23 protein-coding genes are annotated in these 22,503 nt (G+C 62.0%); 8 read left to right on the top strand and 15 right to left on the bottom strand.

All coding sequences use genetic code 11. From position 1 onward, the window contains the following. Nucleotides 1-45: 45 nt before the first annotated feature. Nucleotides 46-1,257, bottom strand: coding sequence for a tyrosine--tRNA ligase (tyrS, locus tag FHS92_RS00755; RefSeq protein WP_184076591.1), 1,212 nt, complete (start codon nucleotides 1,255-1,257; stop codon nucleotides 46-48). Nucleotides 1,258-1,286: 29 nt separating this feature from the next. On the opposite strand from tyrS, the gene FHS92_RS00760 reads away from it, so the two are divergent. Together FHS92_RS00760 and FHS92_RS00765 are read left to right on the top strand one after the other, a co-directional pair. Continuing rightward, entirely contained in the window at nucleotides 1,287-1,802 is a 516-nt protein-coding gene (locus tag FHS92_RS00760) for a DOMON-like domain-containing protein (protein ID WP_184076593.1), read from the top strand. Then, a complete protein-coding gene (locus FHS92_RS00765; protein ID WP_184076595.1) occupies nucleotides 1,799-3,001 on the top strand; it encodes an exo-beta-N-acetylmuramidase NamZ family protein in 1,203 nt (400 codons plus the stop codon). Before FHS92_RS00760 ends, FHS92_RS00765 begins: the two co-directional genes overlap by 4 nt. Here FHS92_RS00765 and FHS92_RS00770 read toward each other — a convergent pair. The 9 genes from FHS92_RS00770 to FHS92_RS00810 all read right to left on the bottom strand — a co-directional run bounded on the left by FHS92_RS00770 (nucleotide 2,998) and on the right by FHS92_RS00810 (nucleotide 12,014). Further along, nucleotides 2,998-3,690, bottom strand: a complete 693-nt coding sequence (locus tag FHS92_RS00770; RefSeq protein WP_184076597.1) for an immunity protein Imm33 domain-containing protein — start codon at nucleotides 3,688-3,690, stop codon at nucleotides 2,998-3,000. The two genes, FHS92_RS00765 and FHS92_RS00770, sit on opposite strands and share 4 nt — an antisense overlap. Next, nucleotides 3,687-4,862, bottom strand: coding sequence for a vWA domain-containing protein (locus FHS92_RS00775; protein WP_184076599.1), 1,176 nt, complete (start codon nucleotides 4,860-4,862; stop codon nucleotides 3,687-3,689). The genes FHS92_RS00770 and FHS92_RS00775 overlap by 4 nt, the downstream gene beginning before the upstream one ends. After that, nucleotides 4,862-5,287: a GFA family protein gene (locus tag FHS92_RS00780; protein WP_184076601.1), complete on the bottom strand. Its 426-nt coding sequence runs from the start codon at nucleotides 5,285-5,287 to the stop codon at nucleotides 4,862-4,864. Before FHS92_RS00780 ends, FHS92_RS00775 begins: the two co-directional genes overlap by 1 nt. A 20-nt stretch (nucleotides 5,288-5,307) precedes the next feature. Continuing rightward, complete coding sequence (locus tag FHS92_RS00785; protein ID WP_184076603.1) at nucleotides 5,308-6,150, bottom strand: AAA family ATPase; 843 nt, start codon at nucleotides 6,148-6,150, stop codon at nucleotides 5,308-5,310. A gap of 71 nt (nucleotides 6,151-6,221) precedes the next feature. Beyond that, entirely contained in the window at nucleotides 6,222-6,899 is a 678-nt protein-coding gene (locus FHS92_RS00790; RefSeq protein ID WP_184076605.1) for a DUF6975 family protein, read from the bottom strand. Between the two features lie 267 nt (nucleotides 6,900-7,166). Next, nucleotides 7,167-9,212: an RNA polymerase sigma factor RpoD gene (rpoD, locus tag FHS92_RS00795; RefSeq protein WP_184076607.1), complete on the bottom strand. Its 2,046-nt coding sequence runs from the start codon at nucleotides 9,210-9,212 to the stop codon at nucleotides 7,167-7,169. Between the two features lie 33 nt (nucleotides 9,213-9,245). Beyond that, complete coding sequence (gene dnaG, locus FHS92_RS00800) at nucleotides 9,246-11,114, bottom strand: DNA primase (protein ID WP_184076609.1); 1,869 nt, start codon at nucleotides 11,112-11,114, stop codon at nucleotides 9,246-9,248. A gap of 3 nt (nucleotides 11,115-11,117) precedes the next feature. Next, nucleotides 11,118-11,516, bottom strand: a complete 399-nt coding sequence (locus tag FHS92_RS00805) for an endonuclease domain-containing protein (protein WP_184076611.1) — start codon at nucleotides 11,514-11,516, stop codon at nucleotides 11,118-11,120. Between the two features lie 45 nt (nucleotides 11,517-11,561). Then, a complete protein-coding gene (locus FHS92_RS00810) occupies nucleotides 11,562-12,014 on the bottom strand; it encodes a GatB/YqeY domain-containing protein (RefSeq protein WP_184076613.1) in 453 nt (150 codons plus the stop codon). Between the two features lie 160 nt (nucleotides 12,015-12,174). Between FHS92_RS00810 and carA the strand changes: the two genes are divergently transcribed. From carA to FHS92_RS00830, 4 genes are all read left to right on the top strand, one after another. Beyond that, on the top strand, nucleotides 12,175-13,332 hold the full coding sequence (gene carA / locus FHS92_RS00815; protein ID WP_184076616.1) for a glutamine-hydrolyzing carbamoyl-phosphate synthase small subunit: 1,158 nt from the start codon (nucleotides 12,175-12,177) through the stop codon (nucleotides 13,330-13,332). 217 nt (nucleotides 13,333-13,549) lie between these two features. Then, a complete protein-coding gene (carB, locus tag FHS92_RS00820; RefSeq protein WP_184076618.1) occupies nucleotides 13,550-16,876 on the top strand; it encodes a carbamoyl-phosphate synthase large subunit in 3,327 nt (1,108 codons plus the stop codon). 99 nt (nucleotides 16,877-16,975) lie between these two features. After that, a complete protein-coding gene (greA, locus tag FHS92_RS00825) occupies nucleotides 16,976-17,452 on the top strand; it encodes a transcription elongation factor GreA (protein ID WP_184076620.1) in 477 nt (158 codons plus the stop codon). A gap of 37 nt (nucleotides 17,453-17,489) precedes the next feature. After that, entirely contained in the window at nucleotides 17,490-18,194 is a 705-nt protein-coding gene (locus FHS92_RS00830; protein ID WP_184076622.1) for a rhomboid family intramembrane serine protease, read from the top strand. A 31-nt stretch (nucleotides 18,195-18,225) separates the two neighbouring features. Here the strand turns inward: FHS92_RS00830 and FHS92_RS00835 are convergent, their stop codons facing one another. The 5 genes from FHS92_RS00835 to FHS92_RS00855 all read right to left on the bottom strand — a co-directional run bounded on the left by FHS92_RS00835 (nucleotide 18,226) and on the right by FHS92_RS00855 (nucleotide 20,526). After that, nucleotides 18,226-18,441, bottom strand: a complete 216-nt coding sequence (locus FHS92_RS00835) for a DUF4170 domain-containing protein (RefSeq protein WP_184076624.1) — start codon at nucleotides 18,439-18,441, stop codon at nucleotides 18,226-18,228. A gap of 141 nt (nucleotides 18,442-18,582) precedes the next feature. Continuing rightward, a complete protein-coding gene (locus FHS92_RS00840; RefSeq protein ID WP_184076626.1) occupies nucleotides 18,583-19,194 on the bottom strand; it encodes a hypothetical protein in 612 nt (203 codons plus the stop codon). Further along, a complete protein-coding gene (locus FHS92_RS00845; protein WP_184076628.1) occupies nucleotides 19,181-19,528 on the bottom strand; it encodes a hypothetical protein in 348 nt (115 codons plus the stop codon). The genes FHS92_RS00840 and FHS92_RS00845 overlap by 14 nt, the downstream gene beginning before the upstream one ends. After that, nucleotides 19,525-19,962: a phage holin family protein gene (locus FHS92_RS00850; protein ID WP_184076630.1), complete on the bottom strand. Its 438-nt coding sequence runs from the start codon at nucleotides 19,960-19,962 to the stop codon at nucleotides 19,525-19,527. Before FHS92_RS00850 ends, FHS92_RS00845 begins: the two co-directional genes overlap by 4 nt. A 27-nt stretch (nucleotides 19,963-19,989) precedes the next feature. Next, entirely contained in the window at nucleotides 19,990-20,526 is a 537-nt protein-coding gene (locus tag FHS92_RS00855; RefSeq protein WP_184076632.1) for a hypothetical protein, read from the bottom strand. A gap of 248 nt (nucleotides 20,527-20,774) precedes the next feature. Between FHS92_RS00855 and eno the strand changes: the two genes are divergently transcribed. Further along, on the top strand, nucleotides 20,775-22,049 hold the full coding sequence (gene eno, locus FHS92_RS00860) for a phosphopyruvate hydratase (protein ID WP_184076634.1): 1,275 nt from the start codon (nucleotides 20,775-20,777) through the stop codon (nucleotides 22,047-22,049). A gap of 106 nt (nucleotides 22,050-22,155) precedes the next feature. Next, complete coding sequence (locus FHS92_RS00865) at nucleotides 22,156-22,467, top strand: FtsB family cell division protein (protein ID WP_184076637.1); 312 nt, start codon at nucleotides 22,156-22,158, stop codon at nucleotides 22,465-22,467. Nucleotides 22,468-22,503: the final 36 nt, after the last annotated feature.

The following is a 22,503-nucleotide window of genomic DNA, read 5'->3' on the forward strand; positions in this document are numbered from 1 at the left end:
CGAAGAAAAAGGCCCGTTTCCGTTCGTCCTGAGCGGAGAATGGAATTAGCCGGTTACCAGCCCGTGTTTTTTCGCTCCGAGGCTGAGCTTTTGGCCCATTACGAGCGCCAGAGCCGGGTCGCTGACGGCGATGCCGTCCACACGGACCGCGCCCTCGGCCAGCTTGCGGCGGGCTTCCTTGTTCGACGATGCAAAGCCGAGCGCAACGAGCGCTGCGACGACGTTCGGCGCGTCGGCCAGCGCCACCGTGGGTAAGTCCGCACCCGCCCCGCCGCTGAACGTCGCAGTCGCTGTCGCAGCAGCGGCCTTCGCGGCATCTGCGCCATGCGCCATGGCTGTGGCGGCGTCGGCCAGCGCCTTCTTCGCTTCGTTGATCTCTGCGCCTTCCAACGCTTCCAGCTTGGCGATCTCATCCAGCGGGAGGTCGGTGAACAGACGCAGGAAGCGCCCGACATCGGCGTCCTGAGTGTTTCGCCAGAACTGCCAGTAGTCATAAGCGGGCAGGGCGTCTTCATTGAGCCACACGGCGCCCTTGGCGGTCTTCCCCATCTTGCCGCCGTCCGCGGTGGTGATGAGCGGGGTCGTCAGGCCGAACACGCTCGTGCCGTCGACGCGGCGGGACAGCTCGATCCCGTTGACAATATTGCCCCACTGGTCCGATCCGCCCATCTGCAATCGGCAGCCGACGCGGCGGGACAATTCCAGAAAATCATAGGCCTGCAGGATCATGTAGTTGAATTCGAGGAATGTCAGCGGCTGCTCCCGCTCCAGCCGCAGCTTGACCGAATCGAAAGTCATCATCCGGTTGATCGTGAAATGCTTGCCGTAATCGCGCAGGAACGGAACATATTCGAGCGTGTCGAGCCAGTCGGCGTTGTCGACCATGATCGCGTCGGACGGCCCCTCGCCAAAGGTCAGGAAGCGCTCGAACACGCGGCGGATCGACGCGATATTGGCGTTGATATCCTCTTGCGTGAGCATCTTGCGGCTTTCGTCCTTACCGGATGGGTCGCCGACCTTGGTCGTGCCGCCGCCCATTACGACGATCGGCTTATGCCCTGCCTGCTGAAGGCGGCGCAGCATCATGATCTGCACCAGCGAACCGACATGCAATGAGGGCGCGGTCGCATCGAAGCCGATATAGCCGGGCACGACCTGGCTGCGGGCAAGCGCATCCAGCCCTTCCGCATCGGTGATCTGATGGATATAGCCTCGGCTGTCGAGAAGGCGCAGCAGGTCGGATGTGTATTCGGTCATGGTCGCGCGCCTAGCACGGAGAAGCGCGTTTGGACAAGGTTGTGCGCCTAATCTGCCACCCGGATACGCCTGCGCGGGGCGTGGAAGGCGTGGAGGCCCGGGTTCGTGTCGCCGCAGGCCAGTGGGTGCTGGATTATGCGGTTGCCGGTGCGCGTCCCTTGTTGCCATCTCCAGCCGCGCCCCAGCGGACAGACGGGCTGTGGCAGACAACCTGCTTCGAGCTGTTCATCGAGGACGGAACGGGCGATTACAGCGAGTTCAACTTCGCGCCGTCCATGCAATGGGCGGCGTACCGTTTTTCCGGATATCGGCAAGGGATGAACGACCTTCCCCTCTCTGCTCCCCGCGTCGAACCAATGGAGGAAGGGATACGGGTGACGCTGGATTTTCCGGTTGAGAATGGCGCGCGGTTTGGTCTCTCCGCCGTGATTGAAGAAGTTGACGGCACAAAATCCTGTTGGGCGCTCGCCCACCCGCCCGGCAAGCCGGATTTTCATCATCCCGATTGCTTTGCCCTGCAAGTGGAGGCAGGGGATAATTCATGAAATTCGGGATCGACAGGCTCTTGAGCGAACCGGCGCTGCGTGCGCCTTTGGCGGGTAAACGCGTGGCGCTGCTCGCGCATCCGGCGTCGGTGACGGCGGACCTGACCCATAGTCTCGATGCGTTGGCGGAGTGCGCAGACATCACCTTGAGCGCGGCCTTCGGTCCGCAGCATGGCCTGCGCGGCGACAAGCAGGACAATATGGTCGAGTCGTCGGATTTCCTCGATCCCGTCCACGGCATTCCGGTGTTCAGCCTCTACGGCGAAGTGCGCCGACCGACCGACGCGATGATGGCAAGCTTCGATACTATCCTGATCGACCTGCAGGATGTCGGCTGCAGGATCTACACATTCATCACGACGCTGCTTTATGTGCTTGAGGCCGCCGCGAATCATAAAAAGGCGGTCGTCGTGCTTGATCGCCCCAATCCCGCCGGGCGACCGGTTGAGGGGTTGAGCCTGCGACCCGGCTGGGAAAGTTTCGTGGGCGCAGGGCCGATGCCGATGCGGCACGGCATGACGCTGGGCGAACTCGGCCACTGGTTCATCGCGCATTATGGGCTGGATGTGGAGTATAGCGTCGTCACGATGGAGGGGTGGCGTCCGGAGGACGCGCGCGGCTATGGCTGGCCTGGCGACGAGCGGATCTGGATCAACCCCAGCCCCAACGCGCCCAACGTCAACATGGCGCGGGCTTATGCCGGCACCGTGATGCTGGAAGGCGCGACGCTCTCCGAAGGGCGGGGGACTACCCGCCCGCTGGAGCTGTTCGGTGCGCCGGATATCGATGCGCGTGCGGTCATCGCGACAATGCGCGGGCTTGCTCCCGACTGGCTGGCGGGTTGCCTGTTACGGGATTGCTGGTTCGAGCCGACGTTTCACAAGCATGTCGGCACGCTGTGCAGCGGCGTGCATATTCATGCCGAGGGGCCTCGCTATGATCACGCGGCGTTTCGGCCGTGGCGGGTGCAGGCGCTGGCGTTCAAGGCGGTCCGCACACTGTACCCCGACTACGACCTGTGGCGCGATTTTCCGTATGAGTATGAGCTGGGGAAGCTGCCTATCGACGTGATCAATGGATCACCGCTGCTGCGCACATGGGTGGACGATGCGGGAGCCGCGCCGGGTGATCTCGATGCGCTGACGGTGCCGGACGAGAGTGCGTGGGTAGAGGAGCGGCGGCCACATTTGTTGTATTAGTCTTGATACGCAATAAATTTGCCGGTTTCCCAATCCCGAATATATGCAGAACCTATAGGTTCATCGATCAAATGCAGCCAGCTATCATCGCAATTTAGCGGGACGCCGAGCGCAACATATTGCATTTCCCGAGCATCAATTTCCTCGTCGGTTAACCCACGATAATCGGCGCGTATTCTCCACCCGCTGTCCGGATATTTATCATCGCCTTGAGCCAACTCTGGCTCTTCGCGATACAAGAAATGAGCCGGAAGATGTTCTTGGATAAGGCAGGCGTCCACTAAACATCTGGCCCAATATTCCCGACGTCCCGGCGATGAAGGCGGGGAGGCCCTACGTTCCGGATTCCAAAGAATGTCTATTACATCCGTTCGGTTGAAAGAAACTGCGAGGCCGGGGCGGATTTGTGGAATGTCGGACGGTTCGTTGTCCAGTTCACCAACCAATCTTTCACCATCCGCCGCAATGATTGTGAACCACATTCGCTCGGCATCCCATACCAAACTTTCTGGAATGGAACGAATAATGATTTTAACTTGGTCGCCCTGTTCCAGCGCAAGGAGTTCATTTTCCGACGGCAGAAAATATGTGTAAGGGGCGACTTCGGCTTCAGGACGCGGATCCAGGACTTCATACCTCCCGAATATACGTCGCCAAGTATAACTGATTGTCCTTCGCCAAAGGCTCACCGCTTCCGCACCAGTTCCCGCATCGCCTGATCCAGCCCGTCCAGCGTCAGCGGGTACATGCGGTCATCGATCAGCTGGCGCATGATCGTCGTCGACTGGCTATAGTTCCAGTGGTCCTTCGCGGTCGGGTTGAGCCACACTGTCGCGGGATAGGTGCGGCAGATCCGCTCGATCCACACACCGCCCGCTTCCTCGTTCATATGCTCGACGGACCCGCCGGGATGGGTGATCTCATAGGGGCTCATCGCCGCATCGCCGACGAAGATCACTTTGTAATCATGCCCATATTTGTGGAGGATGTCCCAGGTCGGGATACGCTCGTTGAAGCGACGGCGGTTGTCCTTCCACACGCCTTCATACAGGCAGTTGTGGAAGTAGAAGAATTCCATGTTTTTGAATTCGGACGTCGCGGCGCTGAACAGCTCCTCACAGAGCTTGATGAACGGGTCCATGGAACCACCGACGTCGAGAAACAGCAGCAACTTGACCGCATTGCGCCGTTCGGCGCGCATATGCACATCAAGCCAGCCTTGACGCGCAGTGCCGTCGATCGTGGCGTCGAGATCCAGCTCGTCGGCCGCGCCGGTCCGCGCGAAGCGGCGCAGGCGGCGCAGCGCGACCTTGATGTTGCGGGTGCCCAGTTCCCTGGTGTTGTCGAGATTGGCGAACTCGCGCTTTTCCCAGACCTTGATCGCCCGCTTGTGCTTGCTTTCCCCGCCGATCCGCACGCCTTCGGGATTATAGCCGCCATTGCCGAAGGGCGAGGTGCCTCCGGTGCCGATCCACTTGTTGCCGCCCTGATGCCTTCCCTGTTGCTCCTCCAGGCGCTTCTTCAGCGTCTCCATGATTTCGTCCCAGGAACCGAGCGATTTGATCTTTTCCATCTCTTCGGGCGTCAGGAATTTTTCGGCAATGGCGCGCAGCCATTCCTCAGGGATCTCGGGCGTGTCGCCACCGCTTTCCAGCACGCCCTTGAACACCTGCGCGAAGACGCGGTCGAAGCGGTCGAGAAGACCTTCGTCTTTCACATAGATGGCACGGGCTAGGTAATAGAACTGCTCTGGCGAACGGTCGATCGCCTCCCGATCGAGCGCCTCAAGCAGGATCAGATGCTCCTTGACGCTGGCGGGTATGCCCGCACTGCGCAGGGCGTCGAGGAAGTTCAGGAACATCAGTTCTGCGAAGGCGGAATGGCGGGCGGCTGAGCGGCGAAGTTTTCCAGCGCTGGGTCGATCACCGCCCATCCCGGTGCCTCGCTCGTCCAGATCGCGGCAGTGGGACGCAGGTCGTGGGGCAGGTCGATCGCGCCGAGGCGCACACCCTGCATATAAGCGCGCGCCGAGGAGTTCATCATCAGTTGCGTGCCGCATTTCGGGCAAAACGCCCAGTTCAGCGTGTTGCCGCTGTCCGCCGAGTGGCTGTTCCAGACGACTTCGCCGTCAAAGGTCACATCCTCAGCCTTGAAGAAGACATTGTGGGTCGGACCGCCCGCTGCGAGTTGCTGGCAATGGCGGCACCAGCACTGCCGCACAGCTCGCGCAGCGCCGCTTATTCTTATCGTCACCGCGTCGCAGGCACATCGTCCGGTATAGGGCATGGGCCCGCTCCTCTCTTACCTTACCCGCCCCGCCGCGACATAAACGCAAGCCGCTCGAACAGCATCACGTCTTGCTCGTTCTTGAGCAGTGCGCCGTGGAGCGGGGGGATCGCCTTGCGCGCGTCCTGCGATTGCAGCACATCGAGCGGCATGTCCTCCGCGAGCAGCAGCTTGAGCCAGTCGAGCAGTTCGGACGTGGACGGCTTTTTCTTGAGGCCAGGGACTTCGCGCAGGTCATAGAAGATGTCGAGCGCGCGGTTAACGAGGATTTTCTGGATGTCGGGGAAGTGCACGTCGATAATCGACTGCATCGTCTCGCGGTCGGGGAACTTGATGTAGTGGAAAAAGCAGCGGCGCAGAAACGCGTCGGGCAGTTCCTTCTCGTTGTTGGACGTGATGACGACGATCGGACGCTCCTGCGCCTTCACCGTCTCGCCGGTTTCGTAGACGTGGAATTCCATCCGGTCGAGTTCCTGCAACAGGTCGTTGGGAAACTCGATATCCGCCTTGTCGATCTCGTCGATCAGCAGCACGGGCAGAGTAGGGGAGGTGAACGCCTCCCACAGCTTGCCCTTGCGGATATAGTTGCGGATGTCGTGGACGCGTTCCTCGCCGAGCTGGCCATCCCGCAGGCGGGCAACCGCGTCATATTCATACAGGCCCTGATGCGCCTTGGTCGTGGATTTGATGTTCCACTCGATCAGCGGCGCGTCGAAGGCGGCAGCGATCTGTTGTGCAAGAACCGTTTTGCCGGTGCCCGGTTCGCCCTTTACGAGGAGCGGGCGGCGCAGCAGCGTGGCTGCGTTCACGGCGACCTTCAGGTCATCGGTGGCAATATATTCGCTAGTACCCTGAAAGCGCATAGGATCGTCCTGACTGTGGACGGTCAGCGTTAACGGTCACCGGAGCAAAAGCAAGCCCGGAAGTCGACGGTTTATTGAGCGGCGCGGACGGCCGCGCGCGCGCGCAGGAGATCCCACATGCCGCGATGTTGGCCGAGCAACTGCCTTGCGCCGAACTGCACCGCGCGGGACGCCTGATCGTCGGCGGTGATGGCGCGGGCCATTTCGAGCGTGGCGTCGCGCAGCGGAAGTCGGCAGCGCATAGGCTCCAGCCCCACTCGGATTGCTGCCATGTCGAGCAGGCGGCGGACCGCGGCCCAATCGAGCGCCAGCGTCAGTGCGGCGCCCATGGCGCAGCCGCGCCGGTCCGACTGAGCGAGCATTTCCAGCGCGTGACGTTGCTGAGCGACGGTTGTTTCGCAATTGTGCTGGCCCTGCGTGCTCGGCATTGGCCCGAGGGCCACCGCAACGCGGGTAAGGTAGGCGCGTTCCTCCGCAAAAGCTTCCGTCGTCTGGATCAGCCAGTCGCGTGCGGCATTTTCGGTCGTGCGCGTGGCGGCGTGGTCGATGACGCCGGGGAAACGTCCATGCAACAGGCAAAGATAATGTGCGGCGTCCGCAAGGCTCGCAAGCGGGCGAGCGCCGGGGCTGGTTGCCGCTGCCGTCAGTTCGACAGCATGGTCGTGCGCTCCGGAACCATCGACCGCGATAAGCGCGTCTATGATGTGGCTGATGTCTGCGTCCCGGTGGGGCGTAGGCGAATGCTGCATATCGAACCTCTTTCAGCCCGCCGACACGGGCTTTGTCGGATCTGGTCTAGCAGTACGGGGTAAACGCGACGTTTATTCGCGCCTTCGCTCCACCGCATTTATACGGTTTATATGTCCCGAAATGGAGCGGAATAGGCGTGAATAGGGGCTGCAATCGTGAGCAACGCTCAGGCCATCTTTGGCGTCGAGCGTCAAGGCACGGCGCCTCAGCGCATGCGCGACTAGACTGCGCTCGACACCAACGGGCGTCGGTGAAGAGCGAAGGCCTTACTGATCCAGGAAACTGCGCATCTTGCGGCTGCGGCTGGGGTGCTTCAGTTTGCGGAGCGCCTTGGCCTCGATCTGACGGATACGTTCGCGGGTCACGCTGAACTGCTGCCCGACTTCCTCCAGCGTGTGATCGGTGTTCATGCCGATGCCGAAGCGCATGCGTAGCACGCGTTCCTCGCGCGGGGTGAGGGAAGCAAGAACGCGCGTGACGGTTTCCTTGAGGTTCGCCTGAATGGCCGCATCCACAGGAATGATCGCGTTCTTGTCCTCGATGAAATCGCCGAGGTGCGAATCCTCCTCGTCGCCGATCGGCGTTTCGAGCGAGATCGGCTCCTTGGCGATCTTCATCACCTTGCGGACCTTTTCGAGCGGCATGGAGAGACGCTCGGCCATTTCTTCTGGCGTCGGCTCGCGACCCTGCTCGTGCAGGAACTGGCGGGAGGTGCGCACCAGCTTGTTGATCGTCTCAATCATATGCACCGGAATACGGATGGTGCGGGCCTGATCGGCGATCGAGCGGGTGATCGCCTGCCGGATCCACCAGGTCGCGTAGGTGCTGAACTTGTAGCCGCGGCGATACTCGAACTTGTCGACCGCCTTCATCAGGCCGATGTTACCTTCCTGAATAAGATCAAGGAATTGCAGGCCGCGGTTCGTATATTTTTTAGCAATGGAAATCACAAGGCGCAGGTTCGCCTCAACCATTTCCTTCTTCGCGATGCGGGCCTCGCGCTCGCCCTTCTGCACCATGTTGACAATGCGGCGGAACTCGCTGAGCGACATGCCGGTGGCCTGTGCGATTTCGGCGACCTCGTTGCGGATACGGTCGACTGCGCGCGCTTCGTTGGTGGCGAAGGCCGTCCACTTCTTGTCGATCGAACCGACACGCTCCAACCAGCCCTCATCAAGCTCGTGGTTCACATAGTGATCGAGGAAGTCCTTGCGAGGCACCTTGTGCCGTTCGGCGAGGCGCAGCATCTGACCACCCAGCGTCGTCAGGCGCCGGTTGTAGCTGTAGAGCTGATCGACCAGATATTCGATTTTCTGCTGGTGGAACTGCACGCTCTCCACCTCGGCGGTCAGGTCTTCGCGCAGCTGCTGATAGTCGTTTTCGGCTTTTTCGCTGAACGCATCGCCATTGGCCATGGCGGTAAGGCGCGCTTCCTGTGCCTTGGAGAAGTTGAAGAAAATCTGCGTGATGGTCGCGAATTTCTCCAGCGCCATCGGCTTGAGGGTTTCTTCCATCTGGGCGAGGGAGAGTGTGTTGTCTTCCTCGTCATCTTCCTCGACACGGGGCGCGCGGCGCTCCGTCATCGACTCCTCGTCTTCGTCCTCGTCGGCGGCGGCTTCTTCCGGTTCTTCCTCTTCCTTGAAGCTCGGACCGGCGGTTTTTTCGCTGATCTCGCCGTCATCATCCTCGGCGCCTTCCTCCAGGCTCTCCGGGGCAGGGTCCTTGGACAGCATCGCATCCAGATCGAGGATCTCGCGCAGCTGCATCTCGCCATTGTTGAGGGCGGTCGACCATTCGATGATGGCGTTAAAGGTCGTGGGGCTTTCGCACAGGCCCAGGATCATGGTGTCGCGACCGGCCTCGATCCGCTTGGCGATGGCGATTTCGCCCTCGCGGCTCAGCAGCTCGACCGCGCCCATTTCGCGCAGGTACATGCGCACGGGATCGTCGGTGCGATCGACCGTTTCCTTCTTCTTTTCCTGCGTCAGCCGTTCGCCGGTATCCGTGCCGTCATCATCGACGGCGTCGACCGCATCGACTTCCTCTTCGCGAGTATCTTCGCCGTCTTCGCCGGCTTCGTCATTTTCGACGATGTTCACACCCATGTCATTCAAGGCTGACATAACATCCTCGATCTGCTCGGAGGACATCTGGTCCTGCGGCAGGGCGGAATTCAGTTCGTCATAGGTGATGTAGCCGCGCTTGGTCGCCCGCGCGATCAGCTTTTTGACCGACGCCTCGTTGAGATCGAGCAGCGGAGCATCTCCGCTGTCGATGTCTTCACCTGCGCCTTTATTTGCCTTGCTCGCCATCTATCGCCCTAAGCTCTCATGTCCCGTGCTGGCTTAAGCGGCCAGCAGTTGTTCTTCAATATTCGCCTTCAACGCCATAACCCGTTCATCGTTCTGGCGTTTTTGCGCCAGAAGGGCCTGTCGTTGGTCCCAGTCTTCCGAACTGATCCAGCTTTCGTCGCCCTGCGCATAAAGCGCGCTTTCGTGCCGTGCAAGCTGCGCTGTCAATTCCTGTTCGAATCGGAGTATCTCTATCACTTCGACAAGATCCTGTTCCGCCATCGTCGGGTCCGCCCCGGGCCGGAAAAAGGAAAAGCCGAGATCGTGCTGGATGTTCCGACGTTCGATTGGGCCAAGCGAGCTATCTGCCAATATGGCGTCGAGCAGGTTTTCTTCAAGGGCAGGCCGTTCAAAAGACGCGCGAATGAGCAGGTTTTTCCACTCTGTAAGGGTCGCCGTGGGCATATGCAGCGCGACGATCTGTTCCCGGTGCGAATAGAGGATCTGGGGCAGACGAGACAGACCAAGCAGGATGGCCCGGTGCGTCATCCGCTCCACCCGCTGCGATATGGTGGCGAGCTTCGGACTGACTTCCTCCAGCGACCGCGCAATGAAGCCGCGCACCGCATTCCGCTCGCTCTTGCGCCAGCCCCACCCGAACTCCAAGAAGAAGCGGTCCTGCACCGCCTTGCCATATTCCTTGCGCACCAGGGGATCGGCAATGGTCGCAACCTGATCGTTGAGGCGCTGTTGCAGCCCGGCGCGGGCTTCGGGCGTATCGATCGACCCGGCCTCGCGTTCATGTTGCCACAAGCGTTCGACCAGCGGTTTGGCGCCCTTGAGGCAGGCCTCGAACGCCTTTGCGCCCTTGCCGCGCACCATGTCGTCCGGGTCTTGCCCCTGCGGCAATGTCACGAAACTCAGGCTGTGGCCGGGACGCAGCATCGGGAGCGCGCGGAGCGCAGCACGGTCGGCAGCGCGGATCCCGGCGCTGTCGCCATCGAAACAGAGTATCGGCACGTCGACCATCTTCCACAGCCGCTCGATCTGGTGCTCGGTGAGCGCGGTGCCGAGCGGGGCGACGCATTCGTGGATGCCCGCCTGCGCAAGTGCGATCACGTCCATATAGCCCTCGACCACGATGACGCGCCCGGCCTGCCGAGCGGCGGGCAAAGCCTTGTCGATATTATAGAGGGTGCGCCCCTTGTCGAAGAGCGGCGTGTCAGGAGAGTTGAGATATTTCGGCTCACCGGCGCCCAGAATGCGCCCGCCAAACGCGATCACACGCCCGCGCGCATCGCGGATCGGGATCATCAACCGGCCCCGGAAGCGGTCATAGGGATCGCGTGCCTTGCCGCCATCGACTTCCGGCTGGATCAGCATGCCGGTTTCGACCAGCATCGGATCGCCGAATTCCTTGAGCGCGCCGCGCAGCTTGCCGCGCGAATCAGGTGCAAAGCCGATACCGAACGCCTTGCGGGTCGCTTCGGACAGGCCGCGCTTGTCGAGATAGGCGCGCGCTTCCGCCCCTTCGATGCCCCCAAGCTGCTCCACGAACCAGTTCTGCGCGGCGGCCATCGCGTCGTGCAGACCACGCGCAGTCTCCGCCTTTTTCGCGGCGCGCGGATCGGGCGCGGGCACGTCCAGCCCGGCGGCCAGAGCCAGCTCCTTCACCGCATCCATGAACGGCAGGCCCCGCTGCTCGGTCATCCAGCGGATCGCATCGCCATGCGCGCCGCAGCCAAAGCAGTGGTAGAAGCCCTTTTCGTCGTTGATTGTGAAGCTGGGCGTCTTCTCGTTGTGGAAGGGGCAGCATGCCTTATACTCGCGCCCCGCCTTGGTCACCTTTACGCTCTTGCCGATGAGCGTCGACAACGGCGTCCGCGCGCGCAGCTCATCCAGGAATTGCGGGGAGAGGGACACCTCTTAAAGCCCCTCCCTTCCAAGGGAGGGGGTGGGGTGGGTGATCTTGCGCCGCTCCGGCATCACAGCCGCTATCGAAAGGATATGATCCACGACACCATCCACGTTGGTCATCACGTCGGCATTGCCGAACCTGACCACTGTATACCCATTTTCCGTAAGGTGGGTATCCCTGTTCCTGTCCCGCTCGGCGTCATGTTCGTCCCCATCCAGCTCAACGATCAGCCCGTTGAACGGGCAGAGAAAGTCAACAATGAAGGGGTCAATCACAGCCTGCCGTCGAAATTTAAGGCCGGTTTGGGAAGCCCGAAGGCGATTCCACAGGCGGCGTTCGGGTTCTCCGGGGTTGCCGCGAAGGTTGCGAGCAAGCGCGCCGAGATCTGAATCGATTCGCTTTGCCATTTGACCCACCCCAACCCCTCCCTTGGAAGGGAGGGGCTTTTATGTTCACCCCAGCGCAGCTTTCACCAATCCGCTCGCCTTGCTCATGTCGATCACGGTGCCGTGGCGTTCCTTGAGCACCGCCATTACCTTGCCCATGTCTTTGAGGCTGGCCGCGCCGATCTCCGTCTTGATTCCCTCGATCGCGGCGCGGGTGTCGTCCTCGCTCATCTGCTGCGGCAGGAAGCCCTCGATCACGTCGAGCTCGGCCTGTTCCTTCGCGGCGAGTTCCGCCCGGCCGCCCGCTTCGTACATGCTGATCGATTCGCGGCGCTGCTTGACCATTTTTTGCAGCACATCGACCACGATCGCGTCATCCTCCGGCACCTGGGACGCGGTGCGCAGTTCGATGTCGCGGTCCTTCAGCTTCGCGAGGATCAGGCGGACGGCGGCGAGGCGCTCCTTGTTTCCGGCCTTCATCGCCTCAATCTGCGCGGCTTTCAGTGCGTCGCGAATCATCTTCGTCCCCGTCTCTCTGCTTTGTCGGAAACGAACAGCTATAACGGCAAAAGAGATTTTTAACAGGATTGACCGCGATGGGTTGAGCGCCTAGTTCACCGGCCGTTTAGCCTGCGTAACGGCGGCCTGACCCAAAGCAAAAGCAAAGGATAGTTTGACCATGGCTGACGCCAAATCCCCGACCGTGCCTAAAGGAGCAACCGGGGTATTGGTATTGGCCGATGGGACGGTGGTGTTCGGCCACGGCTTTGGCGCGGTGGGCGATGCAGTGGGCGAAGTGTGCTTCAACACCGCGATCACCGGCTATCAGGAAATCATGACCGACCCGAGCTACGCCGGGCAGATCGTTACCTTCACCTTTCCCCATATCGGCAATGTCGGCACCAACGCGGACGATGTGGAGGCGGAAGCGCCCCACGCTTTGGGGTGCATCGTGCGCGAGAATGTGACGGAACCGAGCAATTTCCGTAACGTACAGCCGTTCGACGAATGGATGAAGGCGCAGGGGCGCATCGGCATTTCCGGCGTCGACACCCGCGCGCTGACCCGCCGCATCCGCACCAGCGGCGCACCGAATGGCGTGATTGCGCATGATCCGGCGGGCGCGTTCGATATCCCCGCGCTGCTCGCCAAGGCGAAGGCCTGGCCGGGGCTGGAGGGCATGGATCTTGCCGTCTCAGTGACCGGGCAGCAGCGGGAGTGGCAGGGCGGGGCGTGGACGCTGGGGCAGGGATATGCCGCAGCGGACGGAGGTGGAAAACCCCATGTCGTCGCGATCGATTATGGCGCGAAACACAACATCTTCCGCAATCTGGTGAAGGCTGGCGCGCGGGTGAGCGTGCTGCCCGCGCAAGCGAGCTATGACGAGATCATGGCGCTCAAGCCCGATGGCGTGTTCCTTTCCAACGGCCCCGGCGATCCGGCGGCGACGGGCGCATATGCCGTGCCGGTGATCGCGAAGCTGCTCGACGCCAATGTGCCGATCTTCGGCATCTGCCTGGGGCATCAGCTCCTCGCGCTCGCGGTCGGCGGCAAGACGGTCAAGATGCATCAGGGGCATCGCGGCGCCAACCACCCGGTCAAGCGCCTGTCCGACGGCGCGGTCGAGATCACATCCATGAACCACGGCTTCGCGGTCGACATGGACAGCCTGCCCGCCAACGCCCGTGCGACGCACATATCCCTGTTCGACGGCAGCAACTGCGGCATCGAGATCACCGACCGCAACGCGTTCAGCGTGCAATACCACCCCGAAGCCTCACCCGGCCCGCAGGACAGCTTCTACCTGTTCGAGAAGTTTGTGGGGGGATTGGGATGAGGATTGCGGTCATGGCCTTCATGATTTTGGCGGGCTGTGCTGCTGGAACGTCACACCATGCGTCGACAGGCAACGACGAGGCGTTCGGTCCCGCCACTAACGCCATGTCATTGACAGAAAGCGATAGCGCTAATGTTAGCCGTGCGGATGAACGTAACCGCAAATATGTGTGCGAAGCATACGCACGAGAACATAATATTCCGACGGATTGCCAATAATGCCTAAAAGAACTGACATTTCCTCCATCCTCATCATCGGCGCAGGCCCGATCATCATCGGGCAGGCGTGCGAGTTTGATTATTCGGGGACGCAGGCGTGCAAGGCGCTGCGGGAGGAGGGCTATCGCATCATCCTCGTGAACTCGAACCCCGCGACCATCATGACCGATCCGGACATGGCCGACGCGACCTATATCGAGCCGATCACGCCGGAAATCGTCGCCAAGATCATCGAGAAGGAGCGCCCGGATGCGGTGCTGCCCACGATGGGTGGGCAGACGGCGCTCAACACCGCGCTCGCGCTGTTCAATGACGGCACGCTGGAGAAGTTCGGCGTGCAGATGATCGGCGCGGATGCCGAGGCCATCGACAAGGCCGAGGATCGCCTGAAATTCCGCGACGCGATGGACAAGATCGGTCTGGAAAGCGCGCGCTCGGGCATCGCGCACAGCCTAGAGGAAGCGCTGGTCGTGCTGGAGCGCACCGGCCTGCCATCGATCATCCGTCCGAGCTTCACCATGGGCGGCACCGGCGGCGGCATCGCGTACAACCGCGAGGAGTTCGTGCGGATCGTCACCTCAGGCCTCGACGCCAGCCCGACGACCGAGGTGTTGATCGAGGAATCGCTCCTCGGCTGGAAAGAATATGAGATGGAGGTCGTTCGCGACAAGAACGACAACGCCATCATCGTCTGCTCGATCGAGAATATCGACCCGATGGGCGTGCACACCGGCGATTCCATCACGGTCGCGCCAGCGCTGACGCTGACCGACAAGGAATATCAGATCATGCGGAACGCGTCGATCGCGTGTCTGCGGGAAATCGGTGTGGAAACAGGCGGTTCGAACGTGCAGTTCGCCGTGAATCCCAAGGACGGTCGCCTGATCGTCATCGAAATGAACCCGCGCGTGTCGCGTTCCTCCGCGCTCGCGTCGAAAGCGACCGGCTTTCCGATCGCCAAGGTCGCGGCGAAGCTCGCCATCGGCTATACGCTCGACGAGATCGAGAACGACATCACCGGCGCGACTCCGGCGAGTTTCGAGCCGACCATCGATTATGTCGTGACCAAGATCCCGCGCTTCGCGTTCGAGAAGTTCAAGGGGTCCGAGCCGCTGCTCGGCACCGCGATGAAGTCCGTGGGCGAGGTGATGGCGATCGGCCGCAACATCCACGAATCGATGCAGAAGGCGCTACGCGGCCTCGAAACCGGCCTGTCCGGCTTCAACCAGGTCGATCATCTGGTCGGCGCGTCGCGGGACGAGATCATTGCCGCTCTGGGCCAGCCGACGCCCGACCGCCTGCTGGTTGCCGCGCAAGCCTTGCGGGAAGGCATGTCGGTCGCGGACATCCATTCCATCGCCAAGTTCGATCCGTGGTTTCTGGAGCGAATCAAGGAGATCGTCGAGGCGGAAGCGGGCGTCATGGAAAACGGCCTGCCGCAAGACGCGGACGGGATGCGCCACCTGAAGTCCATGGGCTTTTCCGACAAGCGTCTTGCGTGGCTCGCGCTGCAGTCCGCGCATCTGAAGCCCGGCATGGACAGCGCGATCCGGCGCGGGTCGGGTTTGATCCACGAAGCCGTGGTCGCGATGACCGGCGGCGTGACCGAGGACGAGGTGCGCGCGCTGCGCCACAAGCTTGGCGTGCGTCCCGTGTTCAAGCGGATCGACACCTGCGCGGCGGAGTTTGAGGCGAAGACGCCCTATATGTACTCGACTTACGAAGCGCCCAGCTTCGGCGAGCCGGAGTGCGAGAGCGCGCCGACCGACCGGAAGAAGGTCGTCATCCTCGGGGGCGGTCCCAACCGGATCGGGCAGGGGATCGAGTTCGACTATTGCTGCTGCCACGCGTGCTTCGCGCTGGATGAGGCGGGCTATGAGACGATCATGATCAACTGCAACCCGGAAACGGTGAGCACCGACTATGACACGTCCGACCGCCTCTATTTCGAACCGCTGACGGCGGAGGATGTGCTGGAAATCCTGCACACGGAGATGAGCAACGGCACGCTCGCCGGTGTGATCGTGCAGTTCGGGGGGCAAACGCCGCTGAAGCTTGCGCAGGCGCTGGAGGATGCGGGCATTCCGATCCTTGGCACATCGCCCGACGCGATCGATCTGGCGGAGGACCGCGAGCGGTTTGCCGCGCTGATCGACAAGCTCGGTTTGAAGCAGCCCGCCAACGGCATCGCCCGCTCGCGCGAGGAAGCGATCGCGGTCGCCAACCGCATCGGCTATCCGGTGCTCATGCGCCCCAGCTATGTGCTGGGCGGCCGCGCGATGGAGATCGTCGACGGACAGGCGCAGCTGGAAGAATATATCACAACAGCGGTGCAGGTGTCGGGCGATTCGCCCGTGCTGATCGACCAGTATCTGCGCGACGCGGTTGAGGTGGACGTCGACGCGCTGTGCGATGGCGACGATGTCGTCGTCGCGGGCGTGCTCCAGCATATCGAGGAAGCGGGCGTCCATTCGGGCGACAGCGCCTGTTCGCTGCCACCCTATAGCCTCAGCCTAGAAATCATCGCCGAGATCGACCGGCAGGCCGAAGTGCTGGCACGCGCCCTCGAAGTGCGCGGGCTGATGAACATCCAGTTCGCGGTGAAGGAGGGCGAGGTATACCTGATCGAGGTCAACCCGCGCGCATCGCGCACCGTGCCGTTCGTCGCGAAGGCCATTGGCGCCCCGATCGCCAAGATTGCCGCGCGGGTGATGGCGGGCGAGAAGCTGCGCAACCTGCCGACCATCGACCGCCACGCGATCCACCATGTCGCAGTCAAAGAAGCGGTCTTCCCCTTCGCGCGCTTCCCCGGGGTCGATCCGATCCTGTCGCCGGAAATGAAGTCGACGGGCGAAGTGATGGGGATCGACATCGATTTCGCCACCGCCTTCGCCAAGGCGCAGATCGGCGCGGGTACAGCGCTGCCGCGGTCGGGCGCGATCTTCATCTCGGTTAAGGACAGCGACAAGCCGGTGATCCTCCCCGCCGCGCGCAAGGCCGAGCAGCTCGGCTTCCGCATCGTGGCGACGGGGGGTACCGCGCGCTATCTGGTGGAGCAGGGGCTGAACGTCGAAACGGTCAACAAGGTCGCGCAGGGGCGCCCGCACATCGTAGACCGGATTTCCGACGGGGGGATCGACATGATCTTCAACACGACGGAGGGGTGGCAGTCGCTGAAAGACAGCCAGTCGATCCGCGCCAGCGCGCTGCGCCAGAAGATTCCGAGCTTCACGACGGCGGCGGCGAGCGTTGCGGTTGTCGACGCAATTGAGGCTCTGGGACAGCGCGCACTTGAAGTACGGGCGTTGCAATCCTATTATTCCTGATCGCACGTCTGAACTTCCGGACAGAAATGGCGAACCGTGTCCAGCCACTCCTTCGGGTGGCTTTGCACGATTATTGATGATGTGATTGGGGACAAGCGAATGGCGACCGTCGAAAAAATGCCGATGCTGGATGCGGGCTATAAAATGCTCACCGATCAGCTTCGCGCCCTGAAGGCGGAGCGGCCCCAGATCGTCGACGCGATCGAGGAAGCGCGCGCGCATGGCGATCTGTCCGAAAACGCGGAATATCATGCTGCGAAGGAACGGCAGGGGCAGGTCGAGGCGACCATTTCGGACCTCGAGGATAAGCTGTCCCGCGCGCAGGTGATCGATCCGACGACCCTCTCAGGCGACAAGATTGTGTTTGGCGCGACCGTCACGTTGCTGGACGAGGACGATAAGCCGGTGCGTTACCAGATCGTCGGACAGGCCGAAGCTGACGCCAAGCAGGGTATGATCAGCTACAACAGCCCGCTGGGCCGCGCGCTCATCGGCCGCAAGGTCGGCGAAGACGTCGAAGTGACCGTACCGTCCGGTGAGAAATTTTACCACGTCGACAAGATCGAGTTCATCTGAAGATCGTGCCCGGTTTGCTGACCGTCGGAACAGTCTGATGCGCTCGTCGCAGGGTCGGCTGGCGCAGGGCCGGGTCATCACGCTCCTCTCGGTGATGACGTTTGCCGCGTTCGTGATCGTGAACGTATTTGGCTGGAGTGATGCGGCCGCTTATGTTGCTGGCTTCATTCCCGCGCGTGTTGGCCATCCGGCCTTAATGGATCACGCGGGCTTGCCCTTTCCCGCCATCCCGGCCTGGCTGACGCCGCTTTCGGCAACGCTGGTGCATGGTGGGTGGATGCATATCGGCTTTAATCTGCTGACACTGATTTACTGCGGGCGACAGGTTGAGCTGGTGCTGGGCCCGCGCCTGACTTTGCTACTCTATGCCATTGGAGCCTATGCTGCGGCGGCGGGACAATGGGCGCTCGGGCCGCAGGAAGTTGTACCGATGGTGGGCGCGAGCGGCGCGATTTCGGCGCTCATCGGCGCCTATGCCCTGCTCTACAGCAATCAGCAGGTACGCGCGGTGGGTCCGTTTTCCGCCAGCGTCGTACGGATGCTGTGGCTCGGGGCAGGCTGGGTGTTCATCCAGTGTCTGGTGGCGCTCGCCGGGAGCAGCAGCGCGGGCGCGAGTATCGGCAGCACGAGCCTCAGCCAGATCGCGGTGGGCGCGCATGTCGGCGGGTTCCTTGCGGGGATGGTGCTGACCCGGCCGCTTCTTCGGATGCGCTTCCGGAACGGACCGCGCTCGGTCCACTAGAGTGTTGGTGCCGGGGCAGGGCAGTTCATCGTCAATGGTGGTCGGGTTCCATCAGCTTGTGCAGGTGGACGATGACATATTTCATTTCGGCGTCGTCGACGGTGCGCTGCGCGGCGGCGCGCCAAGCCTTCTCTGCGGAGGCGTAATCCGGGAAAATACCAACCATATCGATCGCCGACAGGTCTTCGAAATCGGTCGTCTGCGGATCGGTAACACGACCGCCCATCACGAGATGCATCTTGCTCATCGACTATTCCTGCTGATTGCCTGCGTGGCAATTATATCAGGCATGTCCTATCGCCTAGAGCCTAATTAATCATAAAATGCGGAAATCCACGCCCGCGCACACGTGAATTTCCGCCACATCGGACTTGGACAGGTTGGCTAGCTATTTAGTGACGCGGCTCGCGGCCTTGCGCAGGCGGGTAACGGCGCCTGCTGCGCCCTTGCTTGCCCTGCTGGCAAGTTCCGAAGCCTGATCGCGCACTTCGGCGGCTGGCCCGACAAGGACGTCATTGGCGGTTTCCCGTGCGATGTCTGCCCCGTCTTTCACGGCCTCGATGATCGCAGCGGGCGCCTTGCGCGCGGCGTCAGCGGCCGCTTCGGCGAGCGAGGCAACCTCGGCGATGGGAAGGGCGGACTTGGCGGCATCTTGTGCTTCCCTCGCGCGGGTCGCGACCGCGTCGAGCAGCCGGGGCGCGGCATTGCGGAGAGTGCGGGCACTGCGGGGGAACGCGTAGGCGAACAGCGCGCCAACGGCGACCGCCGCGGCGGTCGCAGCAAGCGGATGCTCGGTGATTAGGCGATTGGCGTTGTTAACGGCCTTACCTGCTTCGATACGCGCATGATCCAGGCCTTCCGCCGCTCGCTGCGTCTGCTTACGGGCCGCCGTGGCGCCCTTGCGCACCGTCTTGATTGCCTGATCGGCGGTATCGCCTGCGATCTCGCGTACACGCTCCAGCTTGGGCTGGGCGGACAGGGTTTTGTCATTGTTGGGCATGATCATCCTCGGCTGTGAATTTGGCGGAATATTCGCGGTAGGTTTCACGCCCCTTTGCCCACAGATCGCGGGTCAACGCCCAAAGCGGGCGGCGTGCGGCGATCGCTCCCAGTGCGGCAACAAAAGCTAACACCTTGAACGGATTGTCGCGTGCGATCTGCTTGGCATCTTCGATGCCATCGAGCGCAGCGTCGAGCACGGTGTTGGTGGCCTCGGCCTTCAGGCTCGCAGGCGTGAGCCGGTCCTTGGCGAGAGCAACCGTCGAAAGGAAGGCGATGCGGCGCTGGTGCGCCTCGGCATCGGCAGCCGCGATGCGGGGATCGGTATCCGTCATGCCGCCGTCTTCCCCGACGCGATGGAGGCGACCAGCGCCCGCACCCGCGCCTTTGCGATGAGGCCCAGAATGGCGATGACAACAAACGTCCCGGCAATCACAAGGAGCGTCGCCCATCCCGCGCCCACCACCGGGGCCAGCGCGACGATTAGCCCTACAAGCAGCGCAACCAGCGCACCGATCAGCAGTACAAGTGCCACGATACCGAGCACCGCAATGCGGATCGCCATGCGCACATAATGGGCGGCGCGCAGCTTTTGCCTGCTGGCTTCTGCGCTGGCGTAGATCTTCCCCTCGGCGACAGCGCGTCGAATAAGCGCGACAATAGACCCGTCCTGCCCCGGTGGGGCATCGACGTTCATATCGCGCTCAGGCGACCATCCGCTGCTCTCCGGCACGGGATCGGCATCACTGATGCGGGGGTCCGCTGTCATGGAAACGAGCCTTTCGTACGCCGGAGATCAGGCGTCGGTGTCGCCCGAACCCTTGGCAAGGCGCATCAGCACATAACCTGCGACCGCGGCAGCGCCGATTGCGACCGCGGGGCTCTTGCGCACGAAATCGCGCGCTTCCCCCAGCAACTGGTCGATGTCCTTGCTGTCGAGCGACTTGGCGGCGCCCGCCACCGCTTCGGCAGCCTGACGGGCATAGTCGCCATATTGCGGGCCGAGCTTGGCATCGACAGTCCCGGCGGTATCCGTGATAAGCTTGGCAAGGCCTTCCATCGCGGCGCCGGTTTTGCCTTTGGCGACATCGGCGACAGTGTAGGCGGTTTTGGTAGCCTGCGACTTGATTTGCTCGCCCTGCTTGTTCCAGTCGATACCAGATTTCTCGGCCGCGCTCTTCACGGTCTCCGTCACCTTTTCGGTGACATCGGATGCTGCAGCGGAGATTTTTGCGCGGGTGCTCTTCTTGGGTGCGCCGGTTCCGTCCACACTCGTCTGCGCGGACTTGGCGGAGCGGGGCTTGCGGGCGGTGGGGATGACGGGTTCGGCCATGGCGACTTCCTCTGTTAAACGGGCGTGGTCTTTAGAATGCATAACGTCAAATAAGGGTTCCGAGCTTGATTAACATCATGGCTGGCAATTTTCCTGCGATTTTTACCATGATTTTTGTCGGCAAGCGAGACCGACGCATTGCCAAGACGGCGCGTGCTGGCTAAGCGGGCGCCCAGCAAAAGCCGGACGCGGCCGCTCTGCCGCCGTGTTCATCCGGGCACGAACGCCTGCCGATCAAGGGGATTTTCATGACCGCCATTCTCGACATTCACGCCCGCCAAATCCTTGATAGCCGGGGCAATCCCACGGTTGAAGTGGACGTCATGCTGGAAGACGGCAGCTTCGGCCGCGCGGCAGTGCCCTCGGGCGCGTCGACAGGAGCCTATGAAGCGGTCGAAAAGCGCGATGGGGACAAGAGCGTCTACCTCGGCAAGGGCGTGTTGCAGGCGGTCGAAGCCGTCAACAGCGAGATTTCGGAAGCCGTGATCGGTCTCGACGCGGAAGACCAGGGTGAAGTCGACGCGGCGATGATCGCGCTCGATGGAACGGACAACAAGAGCCGTCTTGGCGCGAATGCGATCCTCGGCGTGAGCCTTGCGGTCGCAAAGGCGGCGGCGGATGCGCGCGGCCTTCCCCTGTATCGTTATGTCGGCGGTGTGTCCGCGCACGTGCTGCCCGTTCCGATGATGAACATCATCAACGGCGGCGAGCATGCTGACAACCCGATCGATTTCCAGGAATTCATGATCATGCCGGTCGGTGCGGACAGCCTAGCCGATGCGGTGCGGATCGGTGCGGAGATCTTCCACACGCTCAAGAAGGGCCTGCACGACAAGGGGCTGGCGACGTCGGTGGGTGATGAGGGCGGCTTTGCGCCCAATCTCGCTTCGACTACCGACGCGCTCGATTTCATCATGCAGTCGATCGAAAAGGCGGGGTACACGCCGGGTGACGATGTGGTGCTGGCGCTCGATTGCGCTTCGACCGAATTCTTCAAGAACGGCAAGTACGAGATGGTGGGTGAGGGCAAGAGCCTATCGCCGCTGGAAATGGCGGACTACCTTGCCGATCTCGTCGCCCGCTATCCGATCAAGTCGATCGAGGACGGCATGGGCGAAGACGATTTCGAGGGCTGGAAGGCGCTCACCGACAAGATTGGAAGCACATGCCAGCTGGTTGGTGACGACCTGTTCGTCACCAACCCCAAGCGTCTCGCCATGGGTATCGAGCAGGGGCTGGCGAACTCGCTGCTGGTGAAGGTCAACCAGATCGGCACGCTGACCGAGACGCTGGCCGCTGTGCAGCTTGCGCAGCGCGCCCGCTACACCGCCGTCATGTCTCACCGTTCGGGCGAGACCGAGGACGCGACCATCGCCGACCTCGCTGTCGCCACCAACTGCGGCCAGATCAAGACCGGATCGCTCGCGCGGTCCGACCGCTTGGCGAAATACAACCAGCTGATCCGCATCGAGGAAGAGCTGGGCGACATCGCGGTGTATGCGGGGCGGTCGATCTTTCGGTGATCGGATAGGGCGAGGCGTGGCCTGCGCCGTCATCAATCTGTCGTAAAATCGCGCTGTTAACCATTTTTCGGTTGCCAGCGGAATCAGGCTGTGATTCAAAAGGTCTATGGCGCAGCTTGCAAAACTTCGGATGCTTTTCACGTCGGCCTTTGGGCCGACGTTGGCGATCCTGTTGCTCGCGGTGCTGCTCGGCTATGCGGTGCTGGGTTCCAATGGCATTCTTGCGTGGGGCGATTACACGCGTCAGCTGCATGACAGCCGCGCCGAGCTGAAGGTTGTGCAGGCCGAGCGCGCCCGCATCGCCAACCGGGTGGAGCGGCTCGACCCGCGGCACGTCGACCCCGACATGGTTGACGAGCTGGTCCGCCGTGAACTGAACGTCGGGCACCCGGACGAGGTCGTCGTTCCCCTGAAATAGAGCGATATGGCGCAGTTTTGTGCGTCAGAATGCGTT

Source organism: Sphingobium subterraneum, from assembly GCF_014199435.1.
Classification (GTDB): Bacteria; Pseudomonadota; Alphaproteobacteria; order Sphingomonadales; family Sphingomonadaceae; genus Sphingobium; species Sphingobium subterraneum.